9 protein-coding genes are annotated in these 10,383 nt (G+C 60.5%); 6 read left to right on the top strand and 3 right to left on the bottom strand.

Annotated elements, in window-relative coordinates; genetic code table 11:
* Window positions 1–318: 318 nt before the first annotated feature.
* Window positions 319–1,272, top strand: coding sequence for an NAD(P)-dependent oxidoreductase (locus tag IRZ31_RS17260; RefSeq protein ID WP_112433643.1), 954 nt, complete (start codon window positions 319–321; stop codon window positions 1,270–1,272).
* A 135-nt stretch (window positions 1,273–1,407) separates the two neighbouring features.
* Here IRZ31_RS17260 and IRZ31_RS17255 read toward each other — a convergent pair whose 3' ends face one another.
* Window positions 1,408–2,931 carry a ribonuclease H-like domain-containing protein gene (locus IRZ31_RS17255; RefSeq protein WP_297155902.1) on the bottom strand — a complete coding sequence of 508 codons (1,524 nt, stop codon included), beginning with the start codon at window positions 2,929–2,931 and terminating at the stop codon, window positions 1,408–1,410.
* Between the two features lie 365 nt (window positions 2,932–3,296).
* On the opposite strand from IRZ31_RS17255, the gene IRZ31_RS17250 reads away from it, so the two are divergent.
* Window positions 3,297–3,809 carry a hypothetical protein gene (locus IRZ31_RS17250; protein ID WP_297155900.1) on the top strand — a complete coding sequence of 171 codons (513 nt, stop codon included), beginning with the start codon at window positions 3,297–3,299 and terminating at the stop codon, window positions 3,807–3,809.
* Window positions 3,810–3,948: 139 nt separating this feature from the next.
* Complete coding sequence (locus IRZ31_RS17245; RefSeq protein WP_297155898.1) at window positions 3,949–4,416, top strand: hypothetical protein; 468 nt, start codon at window positions 3,949–3,951, stop codon at window positions 4,414–4,416.
* Between the two features lie 71 nt (window positions 4,417–4,487).
* Here the strand turns inward: IRZ31_RS17245 and IRZ31_RS17240 are convergent, their stop codons facing one another.
* Both IRZ31_RS17240 and IRZ31_RS17235 read right to left on the bottom strand, forming a co-directional pair.
* Window positions 4,488–5,240, bottom strand: a complete 753-nt coding sequence (locus IRZ31_RS17240) for a DsbA family oxidoreductase (protein ID WP_297155896.1) — start codon at window positions 5,238–5,240, stop codon at window positions 4,488–4,490.
* 104 nt (window positions 5,241–5,344) lie between these two features.
* Entirely contained in the window at window positions 5,345–5,863 is a 519-nt protein-coding gene (locus IRZ31_RS17235; RefSeq protein WP_297155894.1) for a DoxX family protein, read from the bottom strand.
* Window positions 5,864–6,097: 234 nt separating this feature from the next.
* Here IRZ31_RS17235 and IRZ31_RS17230 point away from each other — a divergent pair, with 234 nt between their 5' ends.
* The 3 genes from IRZ31_RS17230 to IRZ31_RS17220 all read left to right on the top strand — a co-directional run.
* Window positions 6,098–6,520, top strand: a complete 423-nt coding sequence (locus IRZ31_RS17230; RefSeq protein WP_297155892.1) for a helix-turn-helix domain-containing protein — start codon at window positions 6,098–6,100, stop codon at window positions 6,518–6,520.
* A 624-nt stretch (window positions 6,521–7,144) separates the two neighbouring features.
* Entirely contained in the window at window positions 7,145–7,480 is a 336-nt protein-coding gene (locus IRZ31_RS17225; RefSeq protein ID WP_297155890.1) for an SHOCT domain-containing protein, read from the top strand.
* Between the two features lie 912 nt (window positions 7,481–8,392).
* A partial coding sequence (locus IRZ31_RS17220; protein WP_297155888.1) for a hypothetical protein occupies window positions 8,393–10,383 on the top strand: 1,991 nt, incomplete at its 3' end.

Here is a 10,383-nt window from a genome sequence, read left to right as displayed (position 1 = left end):
GAATAGGTGTGTACAATCCTTTCTCCGCTGCTGCCAGGATCTTTACCTGGTCAGAGACCAGATGGTATGTTTATCATACCAATGATTATAGTATAATCAGACCGGCTGTCTTTGACAACCCTTTGGCACGGTGCTTCTGTTTGCCGCTCCCCAGTTCACCAAGACGAGACGGCCTGGCGAAAGTCGTGAGAGAGGGGAACTGGCTGGCTGGCTGGCAGAGACAGTAGCGCCGGGTTGCCAGGTTGGAGTAGAACTATCTAGCAGCAAGGCGCGGAGCGCGCTCTATCAACTCTACTGTAGAGGAGGGTATTGACAGCGATGGCAAATCTGGGTTTCGTTGGTCTTGGAGCTATGGGTGGGCGCATTGCCTACCGCTTGCTGCAAGCCGGGCACATACTCACCGGCTACAATCGCACTCGCGAGAAGGCGCGCTGGTTGCTGAAGGCCGGCATGCGCTGGGGAGAGAGTCCGGCGGCGGTGGCCCAGGCCGCCGACATTATTTTCAGCATGGTGGCAGACACAGCGGCCTTGCAGGCCATCACCGAGGGGCCACAGGGCCTGTTGGCTGGCCTGGGTCCTGGCAAGATCTACGTTGATATGAGCACAGTCAGCCCTTCGGTCAGCCGCGCCCTGGCGGCCCGCGTCGCTGAGCGTGGCGCCCACATGCTCGACGCTCCCGTTTCAGGAAGCACGGTGACGGTCGAACAGGGCCGGCTGGCGATCATGGTCGGTGGCGATCAGGCCGTTTTCGAACAGGTTCGACCGGTGCTGCTCGACATCGGTCCGAAAGTCAACTATGTTGGTCCCAACGGGCAGGCTGTGCTGATGAAAATCGCCATCAATCTCAGCCTGCCGGTGCAGTTCCTGGCCTTCAGCGAGGGCTTGCTGCTGGCCGAGAAGGGGGGCATTCCACGCGAGACGGCTTTTCGTGTCTGGATGGAGAGCGTCGTGGCCTCGCCGGCGATGCAATACCGCGCTCCGTTTGTGCTTGAGCGTCCAGCGGAGGCGCTCTTTTCGGTCAATATGATGCAGAAAGATCTGCTGCTGGCTCAGGAGCTGGGTCGCGAGGTCGATGTGCCGCTGCCGTCGGTTGCCCTGGCCAACGAGCTGCTGACAGCGGCGCGGGCTTTGGGTCTGGGCCAGGAGGATTTTGCGGTACTCTTCGATGTGCTGGCCCATATGGCGGGCGTACCTGGCTCTCCCAGTGCGGACCAGCAGTCGTCGTCAGGCAGACAAGACAAGACCAGGGCGACAGGACCAGAACAAGGCTAAACGGGCCAGCGCCACGGACGAGAGAAGCTAAATCAGGACGGGCATAGCCAGCTCTCCTGCCTGTGCGACAAGAAGCGCCGTGACCTGGGCCAGAGCTTGCTTACAAGGTCACGAAGGCGAGGAAAAAGGGCCGCTCTAGCTGGGAGCTGGCTGGCCTCGGCCAGGGTACGGTGACGAGATCGACGAGCCAGAGGTCGTCGGTACAGTGCCGAGCAGGTACTGCATGACATGAGCCAGGGCCAGGACGTCCTCGGCATTGTAACCCATGAGCGTCTCAACTGGTAGAGGTTCGCCGTAGGTCCGATATTCCTCATAGAGCAGGCCGGCCTCAAAGCCATCGAGATCGCCGCTGAAACGGAAGCCGCACCAGACGGCGACCTCCTTGAGCGACCAGCTCGCCAGCGGAAGCACCAGGATCTTTTTGAGCGCTTGCAACAGGTCGAGCTTGGGCAGAGATCTCCAGCGCGGCAGGAGCGATGGCGCCCAGCGGGCAAGGCCCGCCTCGATGGAGCGTTCGTCGAAGCGGCGACCGCTCCAGGAGCAGAGCGTCGCGCCTGGATGGGCCTCCACATAAGCCAGGAAGTCTCTGTACATAGCCTGACGGCGGCCTGGATGCTCTTCGGGGACGGCCCACTGACGCAGGGTCTGGCCATCGAAGGTGCCAATGAGCCACGGCTCCGGGGTTCCCAGTTGAAGAGGATCACAGGAGGCGAGGCCGGTCTCAACGTCGTAGAAGAGGAGCGGCGAGGGCAGCTGCGGCGCCTTCAGCCAGATGGCACAGTTCTCCTGACAAGCGCGCAGGTAGCTGTCCAGCACCAGGCGACGCTGAGGGCCGAACTGGATGGCTTTGAGCACTTCGAGCGGGGCCGCACGCAGTTCTTCCAGGCGCGTGATGCCGTAGGCCGCTAACCGCGCGGCGCGCCGGGGGCCGATATGTGGTCCGCGCAGACGGGCGGGTGGCTCCAGCCAGGTCACTGTCGGCAGGGCCGCGGTGGCCTCCAGCTCGATCAGAGCGGCGCGCGCCAGCTCGGGATTGACGTCATCTGAGGCCCCATTGACCACCAGCGCCTCGCCCAGGAGGGCCGTCTTGCCGCCTCGTGAGTGGCAATGTCCACAGAGAACCAGGGCCGGCTGCTGAGTGAAGACAAACTCCTTGAGGGCCTCCGAGCCGAGACGGCTGAAGCCGAAGCGAATACCGATGTCGAGACGGCAGCCCGCCGGCGGGGTGTGCGAGACTACAACCAGGCGTCTCGCCGCCTCGCCCAGGCGCTGGCGCGCCTGATCCAGGTGAGCACGCACCTCGCTCTCGGGATGGAGAATCTTGCCGATGCTGTTGCGCTCTCCGTCACAAATGGCTCCTTCGATGCCGATAAAGCCAACGTCTTCAATGAGGAGTGGCTCGGCGTGGAGATCATGCACGCCGGGTGCGCGCAGCACGAGGCGGTCTTCCGGCCCGCAATCGTTGCCGATGACGCCAAGCAGGCCGTAGCGGGCATAGCTGGCCAGCTGACTGAAGTAATTGCGCCCAGAAGAGACCTGGAAACGCCGCACATCATCGCCTCCATAGACGATCACATCGACGGGCGCTACGGAGCGTAGCAGTTGCTCAGCCAGCTCCAGCTCCTGGATACGCCAATCAGAGAAGAAGAAGATGCGCATAGCACGAAGCTCCGCTCTGCTTTCTCCAGATGATAGGCTTCTTTCTGCCTAGCCGCCCGCGATCCGGGCCATCCCTGTTCCGCTTGCAGAGCGACCCTGGCAAACTGGACATTCTGCATAAGCAGACGCAGGAGCCGGCAGATTTTTGATGATGAGGTGTTCCTACAGCCGAGGGACGTTCAAGCAGGGCCGGATGTCATTAAGCGTTGGCTTTCTGAGAGAAAGGTGCTATAGTTAGCAGCACGAAAGAACCAGGCTACTAGCGGTGAGTCTGGTCGGTGCCGGTCCTTCATGAAGGACGAGGCGAGAGTCACTTCGTCCTGGCCGGGACCCCCTATAGAGAGTTTAACGGAGGATGCGACGCCATGCTGAGGAGAATCACCCTTATTACTCTCGTGCTGGGGCTGATCTTGAATCTGCTCGCCGGCGGCCTCTCGCTCTTTAATCCGGAGCGGTCACTGAGTCTCCTCTTCCTCTTCCTCTTCTTCTTTACGACCGCCGTCCTGATCTATGGCCTCGCTCTAGTGCTGGTCATGGTTATGGTGCTGCGCCGGCTGATCACTCGCTGGCGCCTTCTCTATGGCCGGCGCGCCCGCTTCCTGGCTACAGACCGCTATAACGAACGACTGCTTTGGCGCTTCTTCGCTCAACGACTGGTTCTCATTGCCTGTATTGCTCTGATACCTCTTCTAATCAATTTTCTACTAAGGTATCAGGCAGAAATGAGCTTTGAAACCAATATGTCCCTCACCATGCTCATTTTACCGGCCATTATTTGTATCATCCTGCTCATTGAGAGAACCTCTCCCCCGCGGACGGCGGCGACCACGCCAGACCCCAGCACAGCAGGCGAGCAACAGCGAGGACCAGGGAGCTAGCTCAGCGAGCCTCTAAACGCTGACGAGCGATCTCCTCGGCAGTGGATACACCCACCGTCTCGCTGACAAGCAAGGTATCGACCCACTTCACACTTGTGTAACACTTGCCGCCAGGGACGAGCAGCCGCCACGGAGCCCCATGCTCGCGCGTCAGGAGGGCACCATTCAGGCGATCACAGAGCAGGGCCTGCCCGGCCTCTTCGAGGGTCAGCCAGACCGCGTCGATTTATTCAAAATCAACTCAACACGCTCAACCTGTCCTTTCCTACTAGAAAAGAGGTCGACGAGATCGTTCAGTCTGGCCTGGACTACTCATCTAAAGAGCTGGAGTTGGATACAGACGCAAACTGGTACGAGGAGGTCTTTCACCAGGAGAAGGAGACCATCGAGTGGCCTCCAGCAGAGGAATCCTTTCGTCACGAGCACAGCAGCAGCGTGGGGAACTGAGATCGCCGGCAGGATCAGCCGCCAGCTTGGGCGCCTTTCTGGTGCTCTGCCCGGTTTCGAGGGGAGCAGGCAGCAGCGCCTCTTGATAGCGCTGCTGATCCTGGTGCTCCTGATCTTGCTCATCCTGATTGGGCTTGCCTGCTATCTGATTCTGCGCTAGGCGCCGCCCGACGGGCAGGAGCTGGGCCGCGCTGGCGACTGTGGATGGACTGACCCAGTCTCCCCAGGGCCTCATCCAGCGCGCTCGCTCCCCGGCAGGGCGCAGCTCCCATCGGCGCAAGCCTGTTCCTGGTCCAGGCTCTGCCCGTCTTCGGCACCGGCAGCAGCCACCACCTGCGGCTGTTCCCGAGCGCTCTCGCGCCAGGCCCGTTCCAGCACCTGACGCAATAGTGAGACTGGCTGCGCGCCCGAGACCGCGTAGCGACCTGCGAAGAGGAAGAAAGGCACGCCCTGCACCCCCAGATCCTGGGCGCGTCGCTCATCTTCACGCACCGCCTCAGCATAGGCCGAGCTATGCAGCACAAGCTCTATCTCCTCCGCCGGCAGACCCACCTCGCCAGCCAGGCGCCGCAGCGTCTCCGGCTCACTTAAGGCCGCCCCCTCGCTGAAGTAGGCGCGAAAGAGGCGCTCGGCCAGCTCCTGAGCACGCCCGTGTGCGGCGGCCAGATGGAGTAAGCGGTGAGCATCGAACGTATTGCCATAGCGCGCCTGCTCCAGACGGAACGTCAGGCCCTCCTGGGCAGCCAGGGCACTGACACGCGCATTCATAGCCTCAGCTTCAGCCTGCGAGACACCATATTTGCGCGCCAGCATCGCGCTGACGCTTTCACGGGCCTCACGCGGCGCCAGTGGATCAAGCTGGAAGCTACGCCAGACCAGCCTGACGCGCTCGCGCTGGGGAAAGTCCGCCAGCGCCTTCTCCAGGCGCCGCTTGCCGATATAGCACCAGGGACAAACAACGTCCGACCAGATCTCAATCTCCATGACACTCGCCTCGCTCCGAGATAGCTAGCTGGACCCTCGGTCTCGTTCTAGGACTGCACTGTCCGACAGGGCACCGAGAGCCAGCCAGCTTCATGCAGACGGACTCAGGCATCCTGCGAGACCGTCTGCGGCCTGCGACTAATGACAATACCGATTGCTACCACGATGAGTGCAGCCAGGGCCAGCCCGATAAAGAGCACGGTCTCCCGCTGGCCGATGCCCAGCAAGGCGTCGAGCGCATAGTTGCCCGGCCCCGTGAGACCGATGACGATGCTCACCAGCATCAGAAGTAGACTATATTCATAACCACCGCGCTGCATCCAGAAGCCATTGCGCCAGTGGCTCTTGAAGGTCGCCATTGCCATCGCGCCCGCCATGCCAGCCGCTCCTACAGCGGTGAGGAAGCCCAGAGCTACCGCTAGACCACCTCCTACTTCCCCCAGAACGGCGAGCGTCACCCAGAGCCAGGCCGGCTGCAGGCCCTGACGCGCGAAGTTCTCACGCGTGCGCGCCAGTCCCGCTCCGCCAAACCAGCCCAAAAGCTTCTGCAGTCCATGCCCGGTCAGCGTTAAACCAGCCCCGAGACGCAGGATGAGCAACCCCAGGCTCAGGGTTGTTGACATGAGAAGACCACTCCTTTCCATTCTATTGCCGACTCGCACCGGGAAGAGGCTTCACTCTCCCCCGGTAGCGATGCCTGATCTTTTCTTTCTTTATGAAAGTAAGAGTATCATAGAAAGTTCCTATCGTCAAGGATGTTGCTTTTTTATTTATAGTATGATATACTAGTGGCCATGAAGAGAGCTGAGCGAGAACAGCCGGCGGCGAGGCCGGAGGCTTGTAATGCAACAACGCCAATGGGACGAGCCATTCGCCTGGTCGGCGATGTCTGCATCCTGCTGATCGTCATTAATCTGTTGTCCGGGCCGCGGCGCTTCAGCGAGCTACTGGAGCAGCTAGGCCACATCAGCTCGCGCACCCTGACTCAACGCCTCCGCCTGCTAGAGGAACTGGGCTTTGTCGAGCGGCGCGCCTTTTTGGAGATCCCGCCGCGTGTCGAGTATCATCTGACGCCCACAGGCCAGGAGTTCGGCCAGGTCATTGCCGCGATCGAGGAGTTCGCGCGCAAGAATCTCGCCGATCCTTTGCCGCCTGCTTCCTGCGGCACGCTGTGCTCCGCCCCATCCTCTGACCACTCCCCTGTCAGCAGGCCCGTCACCGCCTCTCTCTGTGACGAGAGCGATGCCCTCACAGAGGCAGGTGAAGAAGCAGAAAACTGAACGAGAGGGCGTCTTTTTCCTCTTGAGAGGTCTCTACAGAGATTTACTGCGTGGCTGGCCTGGCTCTTCCTCTCATCTGCCACCGCCCTCCCCATCAACTTTACTCAGGACCTCGACGGCAGGCAGGCTTTTGCCGCGCAACGGCACTCCTCCCGGCCCAGCGAGCAGCGTGCATCTACCTACCCCGAAGAAATAGAGTGTCAGGCGACGATGTTTTATAAAATGGGAGTGAACAAGAGGCACGATAGACGGCGGAGCCAGCACGAGCACGAGGAGGGAGCAAGTGACGATGGCTGGCTGGCAGGAGCCAGGCACCGTCTGCATAGCATTTAACCTGCGGACTCCTCGTGCGTATCTCTTGGGTGGAGGGGAGAAAAAGGCCGGCAGGCAGGCGACCTACGTGAGCCGGAGAGAGGAGTGGATTAGCCAGAGGAACGCCGGGCGCCAGCAACAGCCCCGAGCGAGTCCTAGCTGATCGCCTCCTGGTCTGCCTGCCGGTCCTCTAAGCTGGCCGGAGGAAACACGCACGACAGCCGCAGAAAGGATGGCAGTCGTGAGTACCCCGAGAGAGCGGGGTAACATGAAAAGGCAAGAGACGCTTACACAGCGAGGAGGGTGAACAGTATGCATCATCATCATCATGGTTGGGGCTGGGGTGGCCCTGTTTTCTTCCCCTTCGGCTTCGGCTTTGGCGGGGGATTGTTCGGTGACTTGCTAGCGGGCGGCCTGGGCTATATGCTTGGCCGCTGGCAGGGACGCAATCAGCCGTACCAGGGCTACCCGCCATACTATCAGCAGGGCTATGGTTATCCACCTTATCAGGCGCCGACTCAGAATCCTGGTGCCTCAACGGATGCCCGCCTGGCCCAGCTTCAGTTGTTGGAGCGACTGCGCGCCTCGGGCGCTCTGACAGAAGCCGAGTTTGAGGCAGAGAAGCAGCGCATTCTGAGAGGCTACTGATGTCTCCCCGAATCAAGGAGACCAGCAGCTCTCAGGCTCCTGGAAGGATAGCAGGAAAGAAAGAATCGGGCCAGTGAGCTTACTGGCCCGTTCCTCTCCCTCACAAGGGAGTAGAGGCGCTCCATACGAAGTGGCTGCTTGTCTGATCGCTAACAGGCAGCCACGGCGTATGGAGCGCCTTTTTGTGGCAATGGTCATCCTTCTTCCGAGGGTTCCCTTAGATTAGAGAGAGCAACCGAGAAGTGCCTCTGGCAACGTTTTTTTTCATGGATAGGTCCAGACACTTGCCCCATAGGGGCCTCAGCATGCACTTGCACTCTATGCCTGATGCCTGACCAGACTGCTTATCTTTCATTGGCACTGAGATCGTTACGGAGGATTCCCAGATGGAAGAAGCAGCCGAGAAGCCTGAGACAGCTCCACAGCCAGATTCACAACCTGACGCTTCTCTCGTGCCAGGCGCATCTTCTCAGCCGCTAGCCGAGGCTTCCCCTTTACCAGCCTTATCCTCAGAGCACTCAGAGGGAGGGCAAGCAGCGAAGGCAATCGCAGCCGAGGTAAGGCCGTCTGAGGAGACAGAGGTAGCAACACAGAAATACTCAGCGGCAACAGACAGCGCACAGCGAAGTCCACAAGACAGGCAGGAGGAGCAATCAGGACTGACCCAGACAGCCCGCGCGACTGACCCTTATAGTGGAGAGGAGAGCCTTTCTTTTTTGCCAGCACGCCCATTGTGGGGGTGCTTTTCCGCCTCCAGCACCTTAACATAGAAAAGAGAAAGAAGGACGCCAGCGCTGCCCCCGTTGGCAGACCCGCCATAGCCAGGAATGGCTCCATCCGCACCGCAGAAGTGCAACCTTCCCCCATGCGCTCCCTAAAATACATAGTACATACGTGCATAGAGAGATTATTATGCAAAGATTGATATCAGAAATCTTTCCCGTTAACAGGGAGGCTCTGCCTCCTCTTGATGGTTACCTGCTGGAGCTGACGACTCATGACGATCCGGCCATGATTGGCGGCAAGCTCGCCTATGATCTGCGCCGCCGCACCAGAGGCCACTGGTTCTGGAGTCGCACGAGCCGGCACCTGGTAAGCGACCAGCTCTACACTACCGAGCAGCTGAAGCAGCTCTGTCAAGACCTCTGGTCCGCGCAGAGCGGCGTTTTTGCTGGCCTGCGTACCATCCAGCTCGACGAGCAATGGCAAGCCGGGCCAAGCGAGGAAGCCGACTATATAGCGCTTGGCCTGGCCGACGAACTGGCAGAGGAGTTAAAACAGGCACTGAAGCCCTTTCACGAGGAGCTGCAGCCGGCACTGCAGATCTGGCGCATCTATCACCTGCGCGGCTGGCTGGTCCAGGGGGAACCGGCCATCTCGCTCTCGGTCAGCTCGCAGCCGGTGCTGAAGCAGGACCTGCAGTCGTTTTGCCAAACCCTTTCCTGGCAGACACCGACCGAGCTAGAGGAACACATTCGCAATCTGCGAGTAAGGGCCAAAGACGGCGATCTCTGCGGCTCCATTGTTGGTGTCACAGGACGGATCGCTACGGAGCGCCAGCGACTGCTGGCCCTGGCAACACGGAAGAGTTCCAGGCGGCGTCTAGAGCAAGCCAGAGATGAAGAAGCCGTGGTCTTAGTGCGAACGGCCAGCGGCAAAGAGTATGAGTATCCGCTGAGCGGGTTGCGCATCATTGTGCAGCCAGGCGATTATGAACGCCTGGGCCTGGACGGCTGCCAGGTCCATAGCCGCCTGCACCTCGCTCCCGCCAGGCGCGCTGCGATGATCCGCTCGCTGGCCCAACCGCTGCAGCAGCGCAGATTGATCAAGTCCGCGGCCTACAGCACGCAGCGGGCGCCGACGCTCTTCCAGCATGGTGCCGACCTGGGTTTTGTGCCCCGCCTTCGCGTTGGCCAGGACCAGATCATCGAGCACAAGGACAGCGGGCAAGTGATAGCAGGCTTGAGGCGCTACGGCTTCTATCGCCCAGTTCCCTCCCCTGCTGACGGGAAGGCCCTGCGCCTTGGCCTTGTCTCAACCGGGAATCTATCCCAAGGAGAGGCGAAGGGCTTTGCTCGGCTCCTGGGGGAGACTTTCGAGGATTTCCAGGCACCTGTGAGATTTTCCTTGAAGCGGCTCCCCCAGAACAGCAAGGAAGCGCTGGAGCAGGTCATTGCTACTCTGCAGGAGGAGCAAGCCGTCGATGCGCTGCTTGCTTTCTTCCCCGATCAAGAGGCACAGCCTCTGCCGCGAGAGGCAGCCAGCCAGAAGCCCTGGACCCTCTACCACCATTTCAAGGCCCTCACGGTTAGCAACGACATTCCGAGCCAGGTGGTCCTGTTCTCGACGCTGAAAGACTTGGACTTTGCCGCTGCTAACATCGCTTTGGGCCTCCTGAGCAAGATGGGAGGCATTCCCTATGTGCTTTCCGAGCCTCTGCCTTATGCCGATGTCATCGTTGGCATCGACATCGCCCGACGCCTCAAAACGTCGCTGCCGGGAAGCGTGAACTTAACAGCTCAGACCAGAATTTTTCAAAACGATGGCCAGCTGCTTCAGTACCGGATCGCCGATGCCGTCATCGATGGCGAGACCATTCCCAGCGCCGTTTTGCAGCAGCTCTTTCCCAGGGCGCTCTTCGCCGGCAAGCGGGTGCTGATCCAGCGCGATGGTCCCTATCGTGGACGCGAGAAACAGGACCTGCAGGAGTGGGCCCAACGCATTGGAGCGACTTTCTTTCTGGTCGAGGTCATTAAGCAGGGAGCTCCGCGGCTCTATGGCTTCCAGCCGGCTTCAGGTCGAGCCGCCGCCACGAGATCGGAGCGCGTCGCAGCCGCCGTGGCTCGATCAGGCAGCCATCGCCGATCTTCGTCCCCTCCCCAGCAACTGGAGGGGATTACTTC

Origin of the sequence: Thermogemmatispora sp. (assembly GCF_019683635.1) — a bacterium.
GTDB lineage: Bacteria > Chloroflexota > Ktedonobacteria > Ktedonobacterales > Ktedonobacteraceae > Thermogemmatispora.
Note: the sequence above shows the minus strand (reverse complement) of the source record. Positions and strands in the feature narration are given on the sequence as shown.